Raw genomic sequence first — 19641 nt, 5'->3', positions numbered from 1 at the left:
ACAACGCCAGGGACGGCACAGGGGGAAGCATGAAAGCCATAAGTATTGATTACGCCAAACCGTTAAGCCCCGCAGCACGAGACTGGACAGGGGAGAAATTCTCTTTCCTGGAAGTCGTTGGGTACGCGGGATCCACGTTTGAAAAAACGGCTAGTGGCCGGACGGTTGGAACGGTAAACACGCGCAGGCACTTCTGGACAAAATGCCTACGTTGCGGGATTACAAAGCCCAAGGCGGCAAACAATCTTTCAGAAGCCAAGAGGCTCTTCGTTACATCGCAAACTGCTGCCTCTTGTGGGTGCTTTGCGCGGGCTAATTCGCGCGAAAACAAATGGACTCACGGCTATGCCAGAAAGAAAAAGCGCCCGCTCTATTATATCTGGAAAAATATGCGTGCTAGGTGCAGCAACCCGAAGGCTAGCAAGTATGAAAACTATGGCGGAAGAGGGATTTCAGTCTGTCCGGAATGGGCTGAGTTTGCTTGTTTTTTGAAGGATGTCGGTGATCGACCATCTCCGGATATGTCTCTAGACAGAATCAACAACGATGGCGATTACGAGCCAAGTAACGTGCGCTGGGCGACTCCATCTGAACAAGGGTGTAATAAACGAACTAATAGGCTTGTTGGCGGGGTAACGGTTGCGGAGTTTGCTAGAAAGAATAATTTCACCCACAGCATGGTGACATATCGGCTGAATAATGGCTGGCCAGAGCATGCGCTTTCGTTACCACCCGGCTCCAGAAACCCAGAAAAAGGCCCGAAAAAATGACAGCACTAGAACGCGAAATGATGGAGCGCCCCCTAACCGAAGTCCTCGCCAAAGCGGCAAGGGCCGAGGAGCTGGAAGCGGAGCTGCTGGAAAGCCAAACGGATTGCGAAAAGTGGCGCACGCACTTCAATCAGCGAACTGCTGAGCGAGACGAGCTACAAGCCAAGCTCAAGCAGGCTGAAGCGAAGTCTGAGGAGCTTGAAGACGAACTGAATCAGGAGCAGCACGCACGACGGCATTGGGAACAGTGTTCAGAATCGCATTGCGCTGAAGCCAATAAGCTGGAAGAGAAGCGGACAAATCAACGGGCCGAACTGGCGAAGCAGAACGCTCAAATCAGGGAGCTACAAGCCAAGCTCAAGCAGCAGGAGTCAGAATTGCAAGCGCAAGCCAAAGCAATTCAAGGCTGGAAGCGTGAAGTCACGAAAGGGTTTGACGATATTTCGGAGCTGGAAGCCAAGCTCAAGCAGCAGGATGCTGAGCTGGTGCGGTCGCGAGCTACTGTAAAGGACCGATCTGTAACTATCGAGACACTGAGCCAGATCATTGAGGAGCAGAATTTCTTGCTCGACAAGGTGCATAGCGCCTTCAACTACACGGACATGCACACCGCCAGACGAATGCTGGACGAGCGCAAAGCACAGGAGGCCCAATGAGCACAGGACTGTACAACAAGTACCGCGTCGAGCGGACAGACGGCAAGCCTGTAGACGGTCAAATCTTCTTCGTGCTGCGTCTCGATAATGAAGGCGATCAAAAGCACGTAGCCGCCTGCCGCGCCGCCCTTGAAACCTATGCCGAGAACATTGCAGATCATATTCCAGAACTGGCGAGCGATCTGTACATGCTACTGGATGACTTGAAGGAGGCCCAATGAGCCTAGACGACACCACAGGCTGCTGCATGTTGTGCGAGCAGCACAGCCGCGAAGCCCAAGCTGCACGGGCCGAGGTTCTGGCGCTGAAGCGGGAGTTGCTGGAGCCGCAAGCAGTGCGCGTTGCTCCTGACTACCCAGAGGCGGGGCAATACTTCTGGTTAAAGACAGAGAGTGAGCCTCTGCTTTGTTTAGCAACAGAGAGGTACAAAGAAAGCATTCTCTATTCAGCAGCATTAGAAGCATACGAAGGCTATTACACAATGATGGAAGACACAGCCCGCTGGATTCCCGTCTCGCCACCAACATTCCCGAAGGAGGGATTATGAAACTGAATCCGATGAGCGAGCCGCCAGAAGGCGAGTACAAGGAACGCACTGTTCTGGTGGTTCGAGAGATAGGCGAGAAAAAGAGAGCTGTTTCAACTGCAAACGGTTGGTACAGCAGGACAGCAAACCAGTGGGTGTTACCTCATTTGGTAAGCGAGCAGAACTGTCTGGGCTGGATCGAAGCCCCTACCGTGGAGATATCTGATGAACAATGATTTCGGAAAAGAGGCGCTGAGCAGCTGTCTATTCCTGGCCGATTACCATATGGCGAGAACTACGGCACAGGTTTCAAACATGATTGCTGAAGTTGCGCAAGGCATAAGGGACATGATCGCACAGCACGAAGCCGAACTGGCGAAGGCTCAAGGCGAGTGGGTAGCTGATGAGCAACCTGACAACGAAGGACGCTTTTTGGTCCAGCTTCTAAATGGCTCAGTTGAAGAGGCTCGCTATGATCCGATCCACTATGGCTGTAAGTGGGAGACACCCGGTACGGTGGTCCAGTGGTTCAAGCCAGCTACACCTCCAGCCCCACCACCGATCAAAGAGCCTGAACCGGAAATCGAGGTGCCGCCTCTGCATTACGACGAAGCATACGACGCGGCCATCCAGAAAGCCCACAAAGCCGCCATGCGCGAACAGGCGCTACGGTACGAGAAGGAGCTGGCAGAGTTGAGAAAGAGGATTGGGGGATGATATTGCCAGGCGAAGCACGTCAGATATGCGACAGATTACGGAGCGAGCGGGACACGCTCAGTCTAGCAGAGCAGGATTCGATGCTGGCCGATCTGCAGCAGTTCATTACGCTCGAACACTGGGGTAGAGAATCAGAGATCGAGAGATTTGCACAAGAAATCTACCTGCGCACAGCAGAACGTGACGCTAAGGATGTTTTAACCGCGTCTGGCGAAAGCGTATTTGAAGCGGCTGAGTATTTCATTCAGCAGCGCGACGAATGGCGTGCGAAGAGGAGGCAAGGCGAATGACAGTCGCACAGCAGATTAAAGATTTCAGGAAGCACATCCACGGCTTTCTGTCTGGTCACGTCACCCGCGATATGTGCATAGCCGCTGCCAAAGGCCATTGCACCGATAACGATAGCGGCCGAACGGTTTATAAGTTCAAAGACGGATCAACACTGACGCTTGGCGGTATCGCTGGCGACGAGATAAAGCAGGTAACGCCATGACTGAGCAGCGGAAGATATACCCGGTGAGCGTGAGGCCGAAGAAGGATGGAGTGTATTTCGTCTATGAGCCTCATACAGGCGACATTGCGGAACTTGCCAGGTATGACGCTGATTCAGGCGCTTGGATAGATGCGCTCAAGAGAAGGGCGTTTCAGCCCGGATTTCAGCCCGACTACTGGGAAGAGCTACCCGAATTTGACGAACGGTTTGTTGTGACGGAGAAGCAGTAATGAGCGCAGCAGAGAAGAAAGAGAGAAAGCCGGCCGAGCCCACAATTCAGCCAGGCATCCCGGTTCACCCGGCGAAATGGGTCTATCCTAACCTGCTCATGCCGCTTTTTGGGATGACCAAGGCCTCAGCGGACTGGTATCGTAAAAACGGGGATTGGCTCGAAGGGAAGCATTGTAAGATGAACCCGAAGGGACTCTGGGTTTATAACTGGCAGGAAATTGAACAATGGATGCAGGGCGACGTGGCAGCGTGAAGCTGCCCGATGGGGTGGAAATTCACGGCAAGTCGCTGAGAATTTGGTTCATGTATCAGGGTAAGCGCTACCGAGAGCGCATTACCCAAACGATTACGAAGGGAAATATCACCTACTGCGCACGGAAGCGCGCCACTATCCTGGTCGAGATCGCAGAGAATCGATTCGACTACGCCGCACACTTCCCAAACTCTCCGCACATCGCAAAGGCCAAGGGGCTCAATACTGCGCCCCGTACTGTGCGCGAGGCCGTCGAATCCTGGCTATCGGTGCAGGAGGCGAAGAAGGCCAAAAGCACCTACCGCAATTACGCCAGCAAGTCGAAGCACGTCGTGAACAAATGGGGCGACGCCCTGATTGCCAAAATCCCGAAGTCTGAAATTGAAATGTTCCAGACCGATCTGCTCAAGTCGGGCCTGTCTGCGAAGACCGTCAACGACATATTCACCATCGTTCGCGGCATCTGGCACAACGCCTATTGCGACGAGCTGATGAGTTCGAACCCTCTCGAACGCATTACGAATGTCGAGTTTGATGCTGATGAGTCAGCCGATCCGTTCAATAAGGAAGAGCTGGCCGCCATTGAGAAGATGAAGACGCACCGGGAGGGTGAGCGGAATATGGTGCTGTTCAATTGCTGGACAGGCCTTTCAACATCCGAACTGATCGGGCTGGCGTGGGAAGATATCGATATGACGAACCCTGAGCACTGGCGATTAAATATCAAGCGGGCGCGCGTCGAGTCGTTCTATAAGGTGCCGAAGGAGAAAAGCCGAGCTCGCCAGGTTGAGTTATTGGGGCAGGCTATGCCGTGGATTCGTCGGCAGTACGCGGAAACCTATATGCTGGAAGCGAAGCCGGTCGAGGTCATGCAGCGCGACAACAATTCAACGCGGACTGAATCGCTCAGGTTTGTGTTCCTGAACAGCGTCAGCGGCGAGCCGTGGCACAATTCCAGCCTGCACAGATGGTTCTCGTCCATGCTACGGAAGGCGAAGGTCAGGCATCGAGGCCCGAACCAGTGTAAGCATACGTTCGCCAGCCAGGCATTGAGCCATTATGTGCCGCTTGAATGGGTAGCGAGGGCGCTGGGGCATGCTGATACCAACATGATCAAGCGGCACTATGGCCGATGGATACCAACGGACGCGCCGAGCATGGCCGGGCTGGTGACACAGATGATCAATGGGGAGTTTCAGGCTGGGGCAAAAATGGGGCAAAACGAACTTCAACGTACATCCTGATACGCCGACCACTATATATACAGTGGCTGAATTAGCGGGGTGTAGCGAGGTGTAGGAAGATGCAGAAAATGGCCGTAGAGGGTTCGAATCCCTCTCTCTCCGCCAGTTTTTCCGCTGGCTTCCAGCTCGCGCAACTTCATCCTCAAATATCGGCAAATCAATTTCAGACGCCTGCCCTCATTGCAGATATTGATGCACCGCTCACAATTCCCGCATTAGTTACACCAAGCTACTGGCCTTTCTTTTACCATCCTGTAGACTCGTTACACACGAGTAAATTTTCGTAACATATATTTACACTGGAGCGTTGTATGACTGCTATCGGTAAGGTCTTGGTTTTTACTGTTCTGTCGGCTGCCAGTTCAATGGCATTCAGCGCGTCTGTTCCAGCCCAGTACACAGCATGTAACGGTAGTGACAGCCAACGTGCTTTTGGTCTGACCGCTGCAACAAGCTGTCTTGCCTACGGCAGCGGAAATATCAATGGCAATGCTTCGGATCCTTTTCTCACTAGCGCCAATGGTGCTGGTTATGAGTTCATCAGCAACACCGAAAACAGTTCAGCCTGGACTGAAGTAACTTCACAAGGCTCATCGCGTGCTTTCAGCTTTTCAATCGACCCAACGCTCTGGGCTTCCTATGACAGCCTGGCTATCGGCGTCAAAGTCGGCAATAACCTCGACCTGAGCTGGGCCGTATGGTCAGTTGAGAGTCTGGCGAGTGCTTTCGAAGTTTTCATCGCACCGAAACAGGGTGCTGGACTTTCTCATTTCAACATTTACGGCAGCGGTGATGGCCCAGGTACTGGCGTAGACAACCCTACCCCAGTGCCACTCCCGGCTGCAGCATGGCTATTCCTGTCAGGCCTCGCTGGCCTGGTAGGATTCCACAAGCGTAAAGCTGCTGCCAAGGCCTGAGCCTCAGCAGAGCCTCTTGAATAGTCGAAGGGTTCGCTCTTTGGCTGTTTCGCTAAATCGGCGTGCTCCTTACGGGGCACTCCGATTTTTTCGTTTCTACCGCGTGAAAAACGGCAGTTGCCGAACTCGCCGGTTCGCGAACATGGCTTTGACCACCCGTTTAAGGTAAGCTGCCCCGCCTCTGGCGTATAAACAGCCATTGCAACGTATCAATTCTGCCCGTCCCGATACTTATTGAATTCCCACCAAGAGAAATCTGCCTATGAGTTTTGCCTCACTCGGTCTGTCGACTGCCATTCTTGAAGCTGTTGCTGAAGAAGGCTATACAACGCCTTCACCTATACAGGCCCAGGCTATCCCTGCCGTCCTGAAAGGTCGCGACGTGATGGCTGCCGCACAAACCGGTACCGGTAAAACAGCTGGCTTCACCCTGCCGCTGCTTGAAATTCTCTCCAAGGGTGACAGAGCGCAGCCAAACCAGGTGCGTGCGCTCGTACTCACACCAACACGAGAACTCGCAGCCCAGGTCGCCGAAAGTGTGGCGACCTACGGCAAGAATCTGCCAATGCGTTCCGCAGTGGTCTTCGGTGGTGTAAAGATCAACCCGCAGATGATGCAGCTTCGCAAGGGCGTCGATATTCTCGTCGCCACCCCTGGCCGTCTGCTAGACCTGTACAACCAGAATGCCGTCAGGTTCAACCAGCTCGAAGTGCTGATTCTCGATGAAGCCGATCGCATGCTCGACATGGGCTTCATCCACGATATAAAGCGCATCCTGGCGGTGCTGCCGAAGCAGCGTCAGACGCTGATGTTCTCAGCGACCTTCTCCACCGAGATTCGTGCCCTGGCGAAAGGCCTGGTAAATGATCCTGTTGAAGTGTCTGTCAGCCCGCCGAATACGACGGTTGCACTCGTCCGCCAGTGGATCAGCACTGTCGACAAGAAACAGAAAGCACCACTGCTGTCATACCTGATCAAAGAGAACAAATGGGAGCAGGTGCTCGTCTTTACCAAGACCAAGCATGGCGCCAATAAACTGACCAAGTACCTGGAGATCCAGGGTATCAAAGCGGCCGCAATCCATGGCAACAAGAGTCAGGGTGCGCGGACCAAGGCGCTGGCGGAGTTCAAGGCTGGTGACACGCGGGTGCTGGTCGCTACTGATATCGCGGCACGTGGACTGGATATCGACCAGCTGCCGCAGGTGGTGAACTTCGATTTGCCGAACGTGCCTGAGGACTATGTGCATCGCATTGGACGCACCGGCCGTGCCGGCGCCAGTGGTCAGGCCGTATCGCTGGTCAGTGCCGATGAGTCGAGAATGCTGGCGGACATCGAGCGCCTGATCAAGAAGAAGATTCCACGTGAGACTGTCGAGGGTTTCGAACCGGTGCATGACGTACCTGATGCCATGCTTGATACCCGTGGACCACGGCAAGCCCGTCCAAAGCGTCCGAGCTCTGGTCATCGAGACGGCCAGCGTAGTGGCGAGAACGCCCAGGGTCACAAGCCAGCTTCAAAGAATCCACGTCATGCAACTGGACAACGCTCGGGCCAGCGAGCTGCAGCACCAGGTGGCGGCAGTGCCAACGGCGGCCAGCGGAGCGGTGCACGACCGGATGGTCAGAGATCTGGGTCAGGTGGACGTAGTGACGCCGGCCGACCAGGCGGCCAGCGACCACAGCGCTCTGCGGGCCGACCCGGCAGCGGCGGAGCTGGCGGTGGAAATCGGTCACCCCAGAGAGCAGATGTGAACGGCAATCGCTAGAATACGCCCTTCAAGACGGCTGCTGTGTCATCGCAGCAGCTGTTTCGATCGACAAGTGCTCACCGCAGAGTGAGCGCGACTGTACTGCAAGCGCCCCACATGCAGCAGCCAGTCTCAGACAGGCCTCAAGCGGGTAGTCTGAGAGATGGCCTTTCAGAAAACCACTGAAGAACGCGTCGCCAGCACCGTTGGTATCCACGACCTTTTCCACTTTCAATGCCTCTTGCTTATACCAGTCGCCCGCCTTGTTCAACAATGTGACGCCGGCTTCGCCATGCGTGCAGATAACCAGCTCCGAGCGCTCGATGAGTGTGCGCATGGTGGCGCGGTAATCGGTCAGGTTCGTATCGGATAAAAAGATGACATCGGCGGCCTCGATAAAACAGTCGTAATATTCCACGCCATCGCGGTAGTCATGCAGGTCAGTCCAAATCGGTTTGCCGAGGCGCGTCAGCGCCGGCAATGCATCGCGGACATACTCAAGGATATTAACGACAATGACGTCTGCGTCATTGGCTTCTGTCGCAAATCTGTCCCAGTCTGTATCTGACTTGGAGGCTGGCGGATGCGTATAGATCGAGACTCTGTGTCCCTCAGGTAGCATGAGGTTCACATGCTGCTCTGTCGGCGCTAGTGCGCCATCCGCCTGAGTGTGGGCGGCAAGTTCGAGGACCACTCCCGCGTTGGCTATTGTCGTCTGAACGGTCCGGCCCTCAGCATCATCACCGAGCAGGCTGTGCAGGTGAACATCAATGCCAAGCGCCTTCAGATTGAGGGCCTTGCCAGCGCCGGTGCCACCGACTGCCTTATAGCTATCACGGGCTATCACCGTCCCCGACCCACCAGTCGGTAGTTCATCAAGGTGGATGATGCTGTTCACCGAGCAACCGCCGATCACGACGACTTTATTCATGTTTTCTCTCTCACTCATGTTTATGCCGAGAGGCGTCGCGCCCGAACGGAGCGCCCCTTCAGCTTGTTACTGTTAAGTTGTCTGAGCGCGTGCTCCGCGACCTGCTGGCGGAGCGCGACGTAGGCGAACTGATCGAAGATCTGGATCTTGCCGACCTGGTCGCCAGGTATACCGCCCTCACCTGTTATCGCGCCGAGGATATCGCCTGGCCTCACTTTCTGTTTCTTGCCAGCGTCGATCTGCAGCGTGGTCATCGCCGCAGGTGGCAAAGTGCTGTTCCTGGGTGGTGGTGGCAATTCGCCAAGCAGATCAAAGGTCTTGTCAAGGAAGGCCTGAAGCTTGTCGACCTTGTGCTGCTCCCTGGCTTCGAAGAGCGTGATGGCCACACCACTGCCGCCAGCTCGTCCGGTACGGCCTACGCGATGGGTATGCACTTCAGCATCGTGGGCGATATGGTAGTTGAGCACGAGGTCAATCGAGTCGATGTCGAGGCCGCGTGCCGCCACATCGGTCGCGACAAGTATCGAGACGCTTCGATTCGCGAACTGAACGAGGGTCTGATCACGATCGCGCTGTTCCAGATCGCCATGCAGGGCGACGGCGCTGTAGCCGGCATCCCTGAGCGTATCGGCGAGCGCCTGAGTTTCGATCTTGGTATTACAGAAGACCAGCATGGAGTCTGGGCGATAATGCTCGATCAGTGCTCGTACAGCGAGTGTTCGGGCGGTCTCACCTTCACCGCCACTCTGGCCCACAGGTGTGCCTGCAACACGGTAGAGCAACTGCTTTATCGTGGCATCAGTGTGTTCGGATTCTACCTGAATGAGGATTGGACTCTGCATCACTCGGCGGGCGATAGCCTGAATTTCAGGTGGGTAGGTCGCGCTGAACAGCAGTGTCTGACGTGCGGTGGGCAAAGGCTCGACGATGGCATCCAGCACCTCCTGAAAGCCCATGTCGAGCATGCGGTCGGCTTCATCGAGCACCAGCATCGAGACCTCTTCAACCTTGAGAGAGCCTTTGCGCAGATGCTCGTCGATGCGGCCCGGCGTTCCCACGACGATATGCGCGCCGTGTTCCAGCGAGCCGATCTGTGGGCCGAAGGGCATGCCACCACAGAGCGTGAGCACCTTGATATTGTGAATGCCTCGCGCCAGCCGTCGAATTTCGCGGGCCACCTGGTCTGCCAGCTCCCGGGTTGGGCAGAGGACGAGCGCCTGAGTGCGGAAGCGCTCGACTTTCAACTGATTCAGCAGGCCGAGACCGAAGGCCGCTGTCTTACCGGAGCCCGTCTGCCCCTGGGCAATAACGTCCTTGCCCTCAAGTATGGGCGGAAGACTTCGGCTCTGGATGGGCGTCATGCTGGCAAAGCCGAGATCGGCAAGATTGTCGGCAAGTTCGGGGCGTAACTGCAGTGCGGAAAACGCATCCTGCTTCATGGCAATTCCTTGGGATGACTGTGAGGCTATGAAAGGGCTGGGGGCTAGTTCTGATATCGCTCACGCTACGGGGTTTCGCTGTTGCAGGCAAGTCTTATAAGGCTTCTATGCGTCCTCATTCAGCACCACGCCCGGCGGCATCGGTAGGCCGAATGGAACCTGCCTGTCCAAGCAAGGGCTCAGGAGATTGCTGCCCTTAGCGTAGCCAGATCTACCGGCTTCAACAGGCAGTCATTTGCACCGGCGGCCTTCGCAGCGTCGAGTGATACGGCTTCCCCGGAGAGGATACAGATTCGACAGTCGGCGAAGCCAGCCTCCCGGATACGCTTCGCGAGATCGAAGCCATGAGTATCAGGCAGATTCAGATCAAGCAGTATGAGGTCTGGCGTGGTCTGCTGGAGCCGCTCAAAGGCTTCGGCGCCACTCCCAGCGGTGGCAACAGTGCAATCAAGATGTCGAAGCAGGTAAGCCAGTGCGTCTGCGGCATCTGTGTCGTCCTCGACCAGAAGTACGTTGACCACCTGGCCGATGGTCGATGGCTCTGGCATTGCCCGCCGCAAGGCCGAAACAAGTACACTTGGGTTGAGCGGCTTGCTGAGAAAACTGGTGCAGCCGCTTTGCAGACACTTCTCACGATCCCCCTGCAGCGTCGCGGCGGTCAACGCGATGATTGGACCGTCAAAACCCAGACCACGGATCTGCCGCGTCGCTTCATGTCCATCCATCAGTGGCATCTGAATGTCCATAAGGATAACGAGGGGCGCGCGTTGCTTCGCCTGCATGCTCGACACAGTTTCAACTGCCGCTCGGCCATCAGCAGCAAATAGCACCTCTGCGCCTGTCTGACTCACCCACTGCCCGATGAGATGACGAATGTCTTCCACATCGTCGACCACCAGAACCGTACCCCTGAGCGCCGGCTCGATTCGCCGGGGCTCAATGCCTCGGCGGGCATCAAGGGTCAATGGCGCGCGTGGTGCGTCTGCAATTTCGCCGACCCCGATACGCAGCGTGAAACAGGCGCCGCCACCTTCCGGCGCGTGAAAACTGACCGAACCGTCCAGGCGTTCAGCGAGCTGCTGACTGATGGCGAGTCCGAGGCCAGTTCCCTCCATCCTTGTCAGACTGGTGCCCGCCTGCGCGAATGGCTTGAAGAGGAGATGCTGTGCTTCCGCGGGCACACCGGGCCCGGTGTCTCTTACTTCGAATGCGAGTTGATTCGGCGCACGACCGCCCTCTGCTGGCGGCGCGCTCACAGTAAGGGTGACTGAACCTTCATGAGTGAACTTGACGGCGTTACCAATGAGGTTGATGAGAATCTGACGCAAGCGAACCGCATCCGTCATGATGGCTTCCGGCAGCATTTCACTGGTCTTGAACAGCAGTTCTATGCCCTTGTCTTCGGCAGCAACGCTGAAAATGGACCAGACGTCTGCCAACACATCAGCCAGCCGCACCTCAGCAACTTCGAGCTCGAGCTGTCCCGCTTCGATCTTGGAGAAATCAAGTACGTCATTGAGCAGGCTTCTCAGGTGCTGACCGTTGCGCTGTATGACCTGTAGCCCCTGAAGAACATCCCGATCCGGATCCTTGTTGATCATCAGCTCAGTGAAACCCAGGATGGCCGTGAGAGGCGTACGGATTTCATGGCTGATATGGGCGAGGAACTGACTCTTCGAATCGTTCTCCGACTGCGCCCTCAGGCGCTTGAGACGCTCGACCTCGGCTTCTCGCCGCGCGAGTGCGTAACGCACGGCACGAGACAGCTGGTGCGCGTCGAGATGACTCTTGAGCAGGTAGTCCACCGCGCCGAGCTTCATCGCCAGTGCGTCCTTCTCACTATCATCCTGCCCAGTGAGCATGATGATGGGCGCCGTGAAGCCCAGGCAAGGCGCCTGTTTCAGCAAGGCAGTGCCTTCCTCAGGCCCTAGCCGATAATCCAGCAGGCAGATATCATGACGATTGAGGCGCATTTCCCGTCGAGCATCATCCGGCGTCGACACCCAGTCGAGGTCGAACTCGACGTTGGGGATGTCTTCCAGAAGATCATTCGTCAGCAGGTAGTCATCTTCATCGTCTTCGACCAGAAGCACGCTTACCCGCAGAGCTGCTTCCTTGACCATCTAGTGATCCGACCCGGGGAGCGTCACGAACTCCACCCAATAATTCCCCAGTGCCCGCATCAGACCTACGAGCTCGGTAAAGGTCACTGGCTTGGTGATGTAAGACGCAGCGCCGAGATCATAGCCGCTCAACAGGTCTTCTTCGGCTTTCGAGGTCGTGAGAATGACAACCGGAATCCGGCGCAGCGCCGGGTCCGATTTGATTTCCTTGAGGGCCTCGCGCCCGTCCATCCGAGGCATGTTCAGGTCGAGCAGAATCAGGTCCGGACGGAGATACTTCTCCTTGTCCGCGAATTCTCCACGGTTGTGCAGATAGTCCAGCAGTTCGATACCATCCGTCACGAAATCCACCGTGTTCAGTACGCGACTTTCTTCAATAGCGTCGCGACACAACTCGCGGTCGTCCTCGTCGTCATCAGCCATCAGGATTCGAACAGCTTTACGGGTGTTTGGCATCAGAATGTCCTTGTGTCTCGGCCATCGCCTGTGGCGCGGTAGAAGTGTTATCGAGCAGTTTTTCCATTTTGGTATTTATCGGGCCATTTGTCAGCCTTTTGCGCCCTCAGCATCAGTAGCAAGCGCGTTGGCAGCTTCATCCGGCGAACCCGGCTCCGCGACGCTGAAATCTTTTTCGGGGGCCACGGCAGGCAAAGTCACTATGAAGGTCGCGCCTTCGCCCGGCTTGCTCTCAAGCTCGATACTCCCGCCATGACGCTCCGCTATGCGCCGGCAGATCGCCAGTCCAATGCCAGTACCCTCATATATGCCTCGCTGATGCAGGCGCTGAAAAGGTGCAAATATCCGGTCGATAAAGACCTCGTCAATACCGATGCCGTTATCTTTGACACGTAGTTCGACAGCAGGCGTTTCGCCGTCTTCGAGGTAGCTGCTCATTGCAGTGATCGTGACATGAGGTACCGTATCGGGCTCGACAAACTTGAGGGCATTGCCAATGAGGTTCTGCATCAGCTGCCGAAGCTGGACGGGCACGCCGAATACCGCCGGAAGCGCCTCATGCACCACTACAGCATTGCGCTCATTGATGCGGACTTCGAGATCTTCCAGCACATCGCGGACTACAGTTTCGAGCTCTACTGCTTCAAATTCCTGCGTGGTGGTCGACACCCGGGAATAGGTCAGCAGCGCGTCGATCAGGGAGGCCATTCGCTCTGCTGCGGCCTGCATCCTTCGAATATAGTCGCTGCCGGTTCCAGCGAGCGCATCACCGTACTTCACTGCAAGGCGGTCGCCAAAGGCGCGAATCTTTCGCAGGGGCTCCTGTAAATCGTGCGAGGCGACGTAGGCGAAATCCTGAAGCTCGCGATTGCTGCGCTCAAGTTCCTTGGAGAAACTGTTCAGCTCCGCAGTTCGGGCGATAACCTTGTCTTCGAGCTCGTTATTAGCCGCTTCGAGACGCAGGGTGTGCTGGCGATTTTCAGTGTGGAAGCGTCGCAGTAACCAGGCGAACGCGAGTACGAGCACCAGGCTGAACAGTAGCGACAAGGCCAAGGTCAGCAGAGCCTTGGCATCGGTCCGGCCAAGTTCATCAGTGAGTCTTGAAAGCGTCTGCAGGCCGCGCTCTTCTATGGCGCGGATCCGATCCCTGATTTCAGACATCAGCCTGTCGCCGTTTTCCGCTCTCATCAGGGCCAGCGCTTCATTCATCTGCCCCTTGCGGGCCAGGCTGATGGTCTGGTCGATCTCAGTACGCTTCGCCAGTACCAGCTCTCTGAGCACTTGGAGGTGCGGGCGCCGCTGCCCACCTACCGGGATGAGGTCGTCAAGGATGCGAAGCGCCCTGTCCTGCTGCTCAATGGAAGCCTGGTAGGGCTCAAGGTAAGCCTCGTCGCGGGTCAGGAGAAAGCCACGCCGCCCGCTTTCGGCATTCTGCACAGCAGCCAGCAGACTCAGCAGGGCCGTATCGGTCTCCTGCGACACCGTGCGTTTCTGTGCGACTTCCCCATAACTACGGATGGCTTCGAAGGCAACGGCTGAATTGATCAGAAGCGCCGCGATAACAATCGCAATAATCACCTGCCAGTTGATCGGCTTGACGTCGGATCCGTCGCTAACGAGCCTGGCTTGCTTACCGGCTGGGAGGGATTCCTGACTCATGACTGTAGCTTGTTCTGGCACTCTCACCTCAAGACTTGTTCCGTGTGGGATTATCAAGAGTACCGTTTGTTGAAGTGCGACGTATAGATGCATTCGGCCGATCGAAGACACATTCTCCGTTGACCCAGGTTGCCGCCACAGCGCGCTCGTCGCCAAGCATCATCAGTACAAACAGACGCGCTTCGAGGCTGCGGCAAGCGCCGATCCGGCGACGGATAAGGTCGGTGCAGTGGTAATCCAGAACAACGAAGTCCGCCTCTGTACCAGGCTCGAGCGTGCCGACAGCATTGTCTAGACCTAGCATGCGGGCGTTGCCCAGGGTAGCCAGATAAAACGCTTTCAACGGCGACAGCGTCTGCCCCTGCAGCTGCGCAACCTTGTAGGCTTCATTGAGCGTCTGCAGCATCGAGAAGCTGGTGCCTGCCCCGACGTCCGTGCCCATACCATAGGCTACACCAGCCTCGTCCAGTTTCCCCAGATTCAGAAGTCCGCTGCCAAGGAACAGGTTCGATGTGGGACAGAACGCAATGCCCGCGCCAGCCGAATGGAGGCAGGCATGCTCACGTGAGCTCAGATGCAGACCGTGTGCAAACACGCTATGTCGCCGCACGAGCCGGTGTTGATCGTAAACGTCCAGATAATCCCGACTGTGCGGATGGAGCTGCTGCACCGCCTCGACTTCACTCAGATTTTCCGACAGGTGAGTCTGCAGATACACACCCGGAAACTCATCGAGCAGGTCCCCTGCCCGCTCCAGCTGCTGCGGTGTCGAAGTGATGGCAAAGCGCGGTGTTACCGCGTAAAGCTGGCGGCCACAGCCGTGCCAGCGCTCGATCAAGTCTCGGCTTTCCTTGTAGCTCGACTCTGCTGTATCACGCAGGGCGTCTGGTGCATGAGCATCCATCATCACCCTACCGCAGATCATGCGTGTACCCAGGGCTTCAGAGGCTTCGAAGAAGGCGTGCACAGCATCTGCATGGATAGTGGCAAATACCATTGCTGTGGTAGTGCCCGCCTGGATGAGTTGGCGCAGGAAGAAATCGGCAGTTTCTGCGGCGTGCGCCGGATCGGCAAAGCGCTGCTCCGCCGGGAAGGTATACCGCTCAAGCCAGTCGAGCAGCTGGGTGCCGTGCGAAGCAATGACGTCCACCTGCGGCAGATGAACGTGACTATCGATAAACCCAGGAAGAATGAGACCGTGAGTATAAGACTGAATCGGTATGTCCGGACCGAGCTGAGACAACAATGTCGATGCAGGCCCGACATCGACGATCTGGCCACCGTCGAAAAGCAATAGACCATCGGCAAGGTGAACGACAGCGGCATCTTCCGCGCCGCGCTCTATCGTATCTGTCTGTACTGCATAGGCTGGATCGACTGGATCGGCTGGTTGATCACGGAAATAAAGGATTTCGCCACGAACGGCCTGAACGCTCACTAACGCAGCGCCTCAGGACGGGGTAACCCAGACGCCCACTTCCATTCCGGTGCTTGCAGGCCCGCTAAAGGAACCGGCTATCGGAGGAACGGCTTCCGGCAGGCGGGATACCGCCACTGGAATGTGATCAATAGCTGTCACGACACCAGTGGTGGGGTCGAAGCCTTTCCAGCCAGCGCCTGGCAAATAGACTTCTGCCCACGCATGCGTGGAGCCATAGTTCGTAATCGACGGGAGAGAGTGCAGATAGCCGCTAACGAATCTCGCCGCGAAACCCAGACAGCGCGCCGACTCCATGAAGAGTGTCGCATAGTCTCTACAGGAGCCGGAGCCGTATTCCAGCGTCTGAGCCGCACTCTGTACACCGGGCTCCTCACGTATCTTATAGGCGAGACGCTGATTGACTGCAGTATTCAGCCGCTGGAGCAGTGCAAAACTCTGAATGGCTTCGCCAGCCTGCCAGAAGCTTGATATCCATTCGTCCAGCTTCAGCTTGATTGCGGGCTCCGGGAGCATGCGATAGGGAGCCAGTGTGACACTGTCCTCATAGGCATACTGGAGGGGATAATCGATGGCACTTGGCTCGACCAGGAAACTGAAAGGATCCTGGTTGTAGTGAATGATGTGTGCGGTGCTCTCGACGAAGAGCTGATCACTTGGGGCGTCGAATATCGCGACGCCGACTGAGTTGCCCTCCACATCCTGCTGCCAGCGAATCACCGGCTGGGGCATGATGTGAACGGAAAAGTCGACGATCTGAAGCTCGAAGTTCTCGCGCGGCCGGAGCCTCAGAACATGCTGCCCCAGATTCACCTGACCGGAGAAATTGTAGTAGGTCCGGTGCAGTATCCGGTAGCGTTGCATGAGCGCGCTATGTCAGGCTTTTCCCCCAAGTGTTATCTGCTTTGGGCCAGCAAGACTCTGCTGACCACTCACACCTGAGCGAATTTCGTCTATCTTGCCGCCAGCCTTCATGAAGGCTTCGGTCTGTGCTGCGATTGACTGGGAAGTTTCATGTGCCTGTGGCTGCTTTTTCTTGGGGGCCGCAGTCTTAGGACGCGATGCTGCTTTTATTGCTGCTGCTGATTTCAGTGCCATGATAAGCCTTCCGTAAGCTGAGGATTCAGGTTGTGGCATCATCATACACGAATTCATGATCAAATGTTGGACTGTCTCATCGCTTATCTGCAGCTGATCAACAGCTTGCTTTCGCCTCCGATTCCAAAACAGCCTGATCTAGGGTATAAGGCGCTATGAAAATTCCCAAGCGCCTACAACCACTCGTTGAAGATGGCCTCGTCGACGAGGTCCTACGTCCGCTCATGAGCGGCAAGGAAGCTGCTGTGTACGTTGTACGCTGCGGCAATGAACTTCGCTGTGCGAAGGTCTATAAAGAAGCCAACAAACGCAGCTTCCGTCAGGCCGTGCAGTATCAGGAGGGCCGGAAGGTCCGTAACACACGCCGCGCACGGGCCATGGAAAAGGGGTCAAAGTTCGGGCGTGGGCAACAGGAAGAAGCCTGGCATAACGCCGAGGTCGATGCCTTGTACCGCTTATCGGCAGCTGGGGTGCGCGTCCCTACGCCACACGGCTGCGTCGATGGGGTACTGCTGATGGAACTCGTTACCGATGAGGATGGCGACGTTGCACCGCGCCTGAACGATGTTTCAATGTCGGCTGAGCAAGCGCTTGAAGATCATGCATTCATGATGCAGTCCATTGTACGGATGCTTTGTGCAGGCCTTGTACACGGCGATCTTTCGGAGTTCAACGTGCTGGTAGACGCCTACGGACCAGTCATCATCGACTTACCTCAAGCCGTTGATGCAACCCAGAACAATCATGCCCGGTCAATGCTGGAGCGAGACATCGCAAACATGACCAGCTACTACGGACAGTACGCCCCGGAGCTGAAAAGCACTCGCTATGCGAAAGAGATCTGGGCCCTGTACGAGGATGGCGAGCTACACCCCGACAGCGAGCTCACCGGCTTCTTCGAGGACGACGAAGCGGATGCTGATGTCGACGGCGTGCTCGAAGAGATCAAGGCTGCCTTTGCTGAGGAGGCAGCCCGTCTCGAGCGAATCAGGGATGCCGATTCAGACTGAAACCGCCGAAGGCCGGCGCGCTTCATCTTCACTGGAGCCAATCGCATCTTTCAAGGCGTTATAGACTTTCTTGAGCCAGGCCCGGACACGCTGACGCTCTCCGATTGAAAACATCTCACGATTATTGGCAGCCGCCCAGAAACTCATGTTGTTGAAGTCGATCTTCTGCGCTTGCGGCGCAGCCAGTTTCGGCAGGGTGACGAACTTTGCATATCGGCCTTGAGCTTTTCGGTAGGCCTCGGACGACTCGAACTTGCTGAAGTTACCGCCTCGCCCCTGATTCTGCACCACAACAAGTTGAATCTCGTTGAATGCCTGCTGGTCCAGCAGGGACTCGAGCAATCTAATCGAATCGGCACCATCGTCCATTACGTGCCAGTAGTAGACTGTCTTGCCCAGTTCATTGAAGGCCGCGAAGGCATCACTATCATCTATCCATCGTTCAAGACTTCTTGACGATTGTGCAGCAAGATCGACGATGACATCAGAGTCAGGATAATCCTCTGCAGTCTGCAACAGTTGATCGAGGCTCTCGTACTCATCAATCGTCACCTGCGAGCTGAACTCATCGTAGAAGCGTGCGAAGGTGCTGTGCGACGAGTCTGCATCGAAGCCGACGAAAGGTCGCCCTTCATCGATCAGGAACTGTGCCAGCACCCTTGCCGTCATTGACTTCCCAACCCCACCCTTCTCACCACCGATAAAATGAATCGTACTCATGTCTGTCTCCTGATCCTCGTTACATTGTTACTGTTTTTGGCAACCATCCACACACTTACCAGTTTTGTCGAACGACATGGTGCGCCCGCTGAGTGGCAAATGCACCGGAACATTGCTGTGCTCGATAAAGCTTTGCGTTTTACTACCTGCTCGCACAAGCCCGTTTTCGGTCGCAGCCTCATTCGCGTGAGAGGCAATGACTGAGCCAGGCTGGATGAGCTCGTTGATGACATAGGCGGCTTCTTTCGGCCCCGTTGTATACGTGTCGCCGATGTTCATGACAACCAACTGCGGCTTGTAGTGGGCCGCGACGGTCGTCTTCTGTTCGGCAGTGATGCCGGTATCGCCAGAGAGATAAACAACCAGGCCGTTGCTGAAGGTCATCACGTAACCGGTCGGCGGGCCGGCATAGGCGGATACGCCTGCGGCCTCCATACTTTCGCCGAGTGAGCCGCCGATCATCCCAGGCGCGATGCCATTACTATGGGTAGCGGGCACCGTCGTAAAGGTAATGCCTTTTTCAGTTACGGAGCCGCCGAAACGTACCAGGACGGCGTCCTCAGCATTGCCACCTGCCGATTTCAGCTTTGCCGAAAAGAATTTTGGCATTTCGGAGCCTGTGATGATGCGGGCTTTCCTGGCAACGGCAATTTTCACACTGAGCGTTTCAGGTAATGCGGATTCGCTGACTGCAGGCTGGGCACAGGTACCGGCATTCGCGGCTTTCACATGTCTGTCTCCAACATGATCGCCGTGCATGTGACTTACCAGCACAAGGTCTATTTCACCGAGCCGCTTATCGTCGACCCCGGCGACGGTCTGGCCCACGTCATAGAGCACTCGCGTGCCGTTTGGATCTTCGAAGACGAGGGCACGGTCCCTGCCACAGAACTCGCCATCATGACTCCCCAGGGGCGTCACCTTTACAGTGTCTGCCGCCTTGGCCATTGAAACAGGCGCGAGGCACAACATACCTAGCAGAATTGCTCGAGCAAAGTTGTCTGAACGGGCGAGTTGTCTGACGGTGAGTCTTTGCATGGGAGGCCTCTGGCATGGCTGCAGGATCAACGATTTCAATACGAAGCCAGAGAGTCGACGGGCCATAACAAATACTGTGAACAAGGTCACATAAAGCGGCAGCACTGTCGACGCAAGTCACTGATCTTTCGACCTGTCACCCGTTTGGGCTGTTGTTCATCACCTATGGTCA

General features: G+C 56.1%; 24 protein-coding genes. 14 read left to right on the top strand and 10 right to left on the bottom strand.

All coding sequences use genetic code 11. The features are described 5' to 3' along the window. Positions 1 to 29 precede the first annotated feature (29 nt). From ACH3PB_RS03360 to ACH3PB_RS03300, 13 genes are all read left to right on the top strand, one after another. Positions 30 to 770, top strand: coding sequence for a hypothetical protein (locus tag ACH3PB_RS03360; RefSeq protein ID WP_416398079.1), 741 nt, complete (start codon positions 30 to 32; stop codon positions 768 to 770). Beyond that, positions 767 to 1426 carry a hypothetical protein gene (locus ACH3PB_RS03355; RefSeq protein ID WP_416398078.1) on the top strand — a complete coding sequence of 220 codons (660 nt, stop codon included), beginning with the start codon at positions 767 to 769 and terminating at the stop codon, positions 1424 to 1426. The genes ACH3PB_RS03360 and ACH3PB_RS03355 overlap by 4 nt, the downstream gene beginning before the upstream one ends. Then, on the top strand, positions 1423 to 1647 hold the full coding sequence (locus tag ACH3PB_RS03350; protein WP_416398077.1) for a hypothetical protein: 225 nt from the start codon (positions 1423 to 1425) through the stop codon (positions 1645 to 1647). Before ACH3PB_RS03355 ends, ACH3PB_RS03350 begins: the two co-directional genes overlap by 4 nt. Beyond that, on the top strand, positions 1644 to 1973 hold the full coding sequence (locus ACH3PB_RS03345; RefSeq protein ID WP_416398076.1) for a hypothetical protein: 330 nt from the start codon (positions 1644 to 1646) through the stop codon (positions 1971 to 1973). Before ACH3PB_RS03350 ends, ACH3PB_RS03345 begins: the two co-directional genes overlap by 4 nt. Then, the gene (locus ACH3PB_RS03340; protein ID WP_416398075.1) at positions 1970 to 2188 is read left to right on the top strand and encodes a hypothetical protein; all 219 of its coding nucleotides are present in this window, start codon (positions 1970 to 1972) and stop codon (positions 2186 to 2188) included. Before ACH3PB_RS03345 ends, ACH3PB_RS03340 begins: the two co-directional genes overlap by 4 nt. Next, positions 2178 to 2669: a hypothetical protein gene (locus ACH3PB_RS03335; protein ID WP_416398074.1), complete on the top strand. Its 492-nt coding sequence runs from the start codon at positions 2178 to 2180 to the stop codon at positions 2667 to 2669. Before ACH3PB_RS03340 ends, ACH3PB_RS03335 begins: the two co-directional genes overlap by 11 nt. After that, the gene (locus ACH3PB_RS03330; protein WP_416398073.1) at positions 2666 to 2959 is read left to right on the top strand and encodes a hypothetical protein; all 294 of its coding nucleotides are present in this window, start codon (positions 2666 to 2668) and stop codon (positions 2957 to 2959) included. Before ACH3PB_RS03335 ends, ACH3PB_RS03330 begins: the two co-directional genes overlap by 4 nt. Then, positions 2956 to 3162 (top strand): hypothetical protein, encoded by a 207-nt coding sequence (locus ACH3PB_RS03325; protein WP_416398072.1) that lies wholly within the window; start codon positions 2956 to 2958, stop codon positions 3160 to 3162. Before ACH3PB_RS03330 ends, ACH3PB_RS03325 begins: the two co-directional genes overlap by 4 nt. Continuing rightward, positions 3159 to 3392 (top strand): hypothetical protein, encoded by a 234-nt coding sequence (locus tag ACH3PB_RS03320; RefSeq protein WP_416398071.1) that lies wholly within the window; start codon positions 3159 to 3161, stop codon positions 3390 to 3392. Before ACH3PB_RS03325 ends, ACH3PB_RS03320 begins: the two co-directional genes overlap by 4 nt. Further along, positions 3392 to 3646, top strand: a complete 255-nt coding sequence (xisR, locus tag ACH3PB_RS03315; RefSeq protein WP_416398070.1) for an excisionase family protein — start codon at positions 3392 to 3394, stop codon at positions 3644 to 3646. The genes ACH3PB_RS03320 and xisR overlap by 1 nt, the downstream gene beginning before the upstream one ends. Beyond that, positions 3619 to 4890 carry an Arm DNA-binding domain-containing protein gene (locus tag ACH3PB_RS03310; RefSeq protein WP_416398069.1) on the top strand — a complete coding sequence of 424 codons (1272 nt, stop codon included), beginning with the start codon at positions 3619 to 3621 and terminating at the stop codon, positions 4888 to 4890. The genes xisR and ACH3PB_RS03310 overlap by 28 nt, the downstream gene beginning before the upstream one ends. Before the next feature lie 311 nt (positions 4891 to 5201). After that, positions 5202 to 5807 (top strand): VPLPA-CTERM sorting domain-containing protein, encoded by a 606-nt coding sequence (locus ACH3PB_RS03305; RefSeq protein ID WP_416398068.1) that lies wholly within the window; start codon positions 5202 to 5204, stop codon positions 5805 to 5807. 262 nt (positions 5808 to 6069) lie between these two features. Beyond that, the gene (locus tag ACH3PB_RS03300) at positions 6070 to 7575 is read left to right on the top strand and encodes a DEAD/DEAH box helicase (RefSeq protein ID WP_416398067.1); all 1506 of its coding nucleotides are present in this window, start codon (positions 6070 to 6072) and stop codon (positions 7573 to 7575) included. A 10-nt stretch (positions 7576 to 7585) separates the two neighbouring features. Here the strand turns inward: ACH3PB_RS03300 and ACH3PB_RS03295 are convergent, their stop codons facing one another. The 8 genes from ACH3PB_RS03295 to ACH3PB_RS03260 all read right to left on the bottom strand — a co-directional run bounded on the left by ACH3PB_RS03295 (position 7586) and on the right by ACH3PB_RS03260 (position 16701). Continuing rightward, the gene (locus ACH3PB_RS03295; RefSeq protein ID WP_416398066.1) at positions 7586 to 8488 is read right to left on the bottom strand and encodes a carbohydrate kinase family protein; all 903 of its coding nucleotides are present in this window, start codon (positions 8486 to 8488) and stop codon (positions 7586 to 7588) included. Between the two features lie 20 nt (positions 8489 to 8508). After that, on the bottom strand, positions 8509 to 9927 hold the full coding sequence (gene dbpA / locus ACH3PB_RS03290; protein ID WP_416398065.1) for an ATP-dependent RNA helicase DbpA: 1419 nt from the start codon (positions 9925 to 9927) through the stop codon (positions 8509 to 8511). Between the two features lie 179 nt (positions 9928 to 10106). Next, positions 10107 to 12050: a response regulator gene (locus ACH3PB_RS03285; protein ID WP_416398064.1), complete on the bottom strand. Its 1944-nt coding sequence runs from the start codon at positions 12048 to 12050 to the stop codon at positions 10107 to 10109. Then, complete coding sequence (locus tag ACH3PB_RS03280; protein ID WP_416398063.1) at positions 12051 to 12506, bottom strand: response regulator; 456 nt, start codon at positions 12504 to 12506, stop codon at positions 12051 to 12053. 90 nt (positions 12507 to 12596) lie between these two features. Then, positions 12597 to 14165 (bottom strand): sensor histidine kinase, encoded by a 1569-nt coding sequence (locus tag ACH3PB_RS03275; protein ID WP_416398062.1) that lies wholly within the window; start codon positions 14163 to 14165, stop codon positions 12597 to 12599. Between the two features lie 28 nt (positions 14166 to 14193). Beyond that, positions 14194 to 15603, bottom strand: coding sequence for a guanine deaminase (gene guaD, locus ACH3PB_RS03270; RefSeq protein WP_416398061.1), 1410 nt, complete (start codon positions 15601 to 15603; stop codon positions 14194 to 14196). Positions 15604 to 15615: 12 nt separating this feature from the next. Next, on the bottom strand, positions 15616 to 16467 hold the full coding sequence (locus ACH3PB_RS03265; RefSeq protein ID WP_416398060.1) for a transglutaminase family protein: 852 nt from the start codon (positions 16465 to 16467) through the stop codon (positions 15616 to 15618). A gap of 12 nt (positions 16468 to 16479) precedes the next feature. Then, entirely contained in the window at positions 16480 to 16701 is a 222-nt protein-coding gene (locus ACH3PB_RS03260; protein WP_344806501.1) for a hypothetical protein, read from the bottom strand. Between the two features lie 155 nt (positions 16702 to 16856). Here ACH3PB_RS03260 and ACH3PB_RS03255 point away from each other — a divergent pair, with 155 nt between their 5' ends. Next, on the top strand, positions 16857 to 17711 hold the full coding sequence (locus ACH3PB_RS03255; RefSeq protein WP_416398059.1) for a PA4780 family RIO1-like protein kinase: 855 nt from the start codon (positions 16857 to 16859) through the stop codon (positions 17709 to 17711). Here the strand turns inward: ACH3PB_RS03255 and ACH3PB_RS03250 are convergent. Both ACH3PB_RS03250 and ACH3PB_RS03245 read right to left on the bottom strand, forming a co-directional pair. Further along, a complete protein-coding gene (locus ACH3PB_RS03250; RefSeq protein WP_416398058.1) occupies positions 17703 to 18431 on the bottom strand; it encodes a mobilization protein in 729 nt (242 codons plus the stop codon). The genes ACH3PB_RS03255 and ACH3PB_RS03250 overlap by 9 nt on opposite strands. 27 nt (positions 18432 to 18458) lie before the next feature. Next, positions 18459 to 19469, bottom strand: coding sequence for an MBL fold metallo-hydrolase (locus ACH3PB_RS03245; RefSeq protein WP_416398057.1), 1011 nt, complete (start codon positions 19467 to 19469; stop codon positions 18459 to 18461). Positions 19470 to 19641 lie beyond the last annotated feature (172 nt).

It is taken from the genome of Allohahella sp. A8, from assembly GCF_047946665.1.
In the GTDB taxonomy this organism is placed as follows: Bacteria; Pseudomonadota; Gammaproteobacteria; order Pseudomonadales; family Oleiphilaceae; genus Allohahella.
This window is presented reverse-complemented; position numbering and strand designations above follow the sequence as displayed.

Excerpts from the sequence above, each read along its gene's own strand:
- ACH3PB_RS03360 (WP_416398079.1), top strand. The coding sequence starts at position 30 with ATGAAAGCCATAAGTATTGATTACGCCAAACCGTTAAGCCCCGCAGCA.
- ACH3PB_RS03355 (WP_416398078.1), top strand. The coding sequence starts at position 767 with ATGACAGCACTAGAACGCGAAATGATGGAGCGCCCCCTAACCGAAGTC.
- ACH3PB_RS03350 (WP_416398077.1), top strand. The coding sequence starts at position 1,423 with ATGAGCACAGGACTGTACAACAAGTACCGCGTCGAGCGGACAGACGGC.
- ACH3PB_RS03345 (WP_416398076.1), top strand. The coding sequence starts at position 1,644 with ATGAGCCTAGACGACACCACAGGCTGCTGCATGTTGTGCGAGCAGCAC.
- ACH3PB_RS03340 (WP_416398075.1), top strand. The coding sequence starts at position 1,970 with ATGAAACTGAATCCGATGAGCGAGCCGCCAGAAGGCGAGTACAAGGAA.
- ACH3PB_RS03335 (WP_416398074.1), top strand. The coding sequence starts at position 2,178 with ATGAACAATGATTTCGGAAAAGAGGCGCTGAGCAGCTGTCTATTCCTG.
- ACH3PB_RS03330 (WP_416398073.1), top strand. The coding sequence starts at position 2,666 with ATGATATTGCCAGGCGAAGCACGTCAGATATGCGACAGATTACGGAGC.
- ACH3PB_RS03325 (WP_416398072.1), top strand. The coding sequence starts at position 2,956 with ATGACAGTCGCACAGCAGATTAAAGATTTCAGGAAGCACATCCACGGC.
- ACH3PB_RS03320 (WP_416398071.1), top strand. The coding sequence starts at position 3,159 with ATGACTGAGCAGCGGAAGATATACCCGGTGAGCGTGAGGCCGAAGAAG.
- xisR (WP_416398070.1), top strand. The coding sequence starts at position 3,392 with ATGAGCGCAGCAGAGAAGAAAGAGAGAAAGCCGGCCGAGCCCACAATT.
- ACH3PB_RS03310 (WP_416398069.1), top strand. The coding sequence starts at position 3,619 with ATGGATGCAGGGCGACGTGGCAGCGTGAAGCTGCCCGATGGGGTGGAA.
- ACH3PB_RS03305 (WP_416398068.1), top strand. The coding sequence starts at position 5,202 with ATGACTGCTATCGGTAAGGTCTTGGTTTTTACTGTTCTGTCGGCTGCC.
- ACH3PB_RS03300 (WP_416398067.1), top strand. The coding sequence starts at position 6,070 with ATGAGTTTTGCCTCACTCGGTCTGTCGACTGCCATTCTTGAAGCTGTT.
- ACH3PB_RS03295 (WP_416398066.1), bottom strand. The coding sequence starts at position 8,488 with ATGAATAAAGTCGTCGTGATCGGCGGTTGCTCGGTGAACAGCATCATC.
- dbpA (WP_416398065.1), bottom strand. The coding sequence starts at position 9,927 with ATGAAGCAGGATGCGTTTTCCGCACTGCAGTTACGCCCCGAACTTGCC.
- ACH3PB_RS03285 (WP_416398064.1), bottom strand. The coding sequence starts at position 12,050 with ATGGTCAAGGAAGCAGCTCTGCGGGTAAGCGTGCTTCTGGTCGAAGAC.
- ACH3PB_RS03280 (WP_416398063.1), bottom strand. The coding sequence starts at position 12,506 with ATGCCAAACACCCGTAAAGCTGTTCGAATCCTGATGGCTGATGACGAC.
- ACH3PB_RS03275 (WP_416398062.1), bottom strand. The coding sequence starts at position 14,165 with ATGAGTCAGGAATCCCTCCCAGCCGGTAAGCAAGCCAGGCTCGTTAGC.
- ACH3PB_RS03265 (WP_416398060.1), bottom strand. The coding sequence starts at position 16,467 with ATGCAACGCTACCGGATACTGCACCGGACCTACTACAATTTCTCCGGT.
- ACH3PB_RS03260 (WP_344806501.1), bottom strand. The coding sequence starts at position 16,701 with ATGGCACTGAAATCAGCAGCAGCAATAAAAGCAGCATCGCGTCCTAAG.
- ACH3PB_RS03255 (WP_416398059.1), top strand. The coding sequence starts at position 16,857 with ATGAAAATTCCCAAGCGCCTACAACCACTCGTTGAAGATGGCCTCGTC.
- ACH3PB_RS03250 (WP_416398058.1), bottom strand. The coding sequence starts at position 18,431 with ATGAGTACGATTCATTTTATCGGTGGTGAGAAGGGTGGGGTTGGGAAG.
- ACH3PB_RS03245 (WP_416398057.1), bottom strand. The coding sequence starts at position 19,469 with ATGCAAAGACTCACCGTCAGACAACTCGCCCGTTCAGACAACTTTGCT.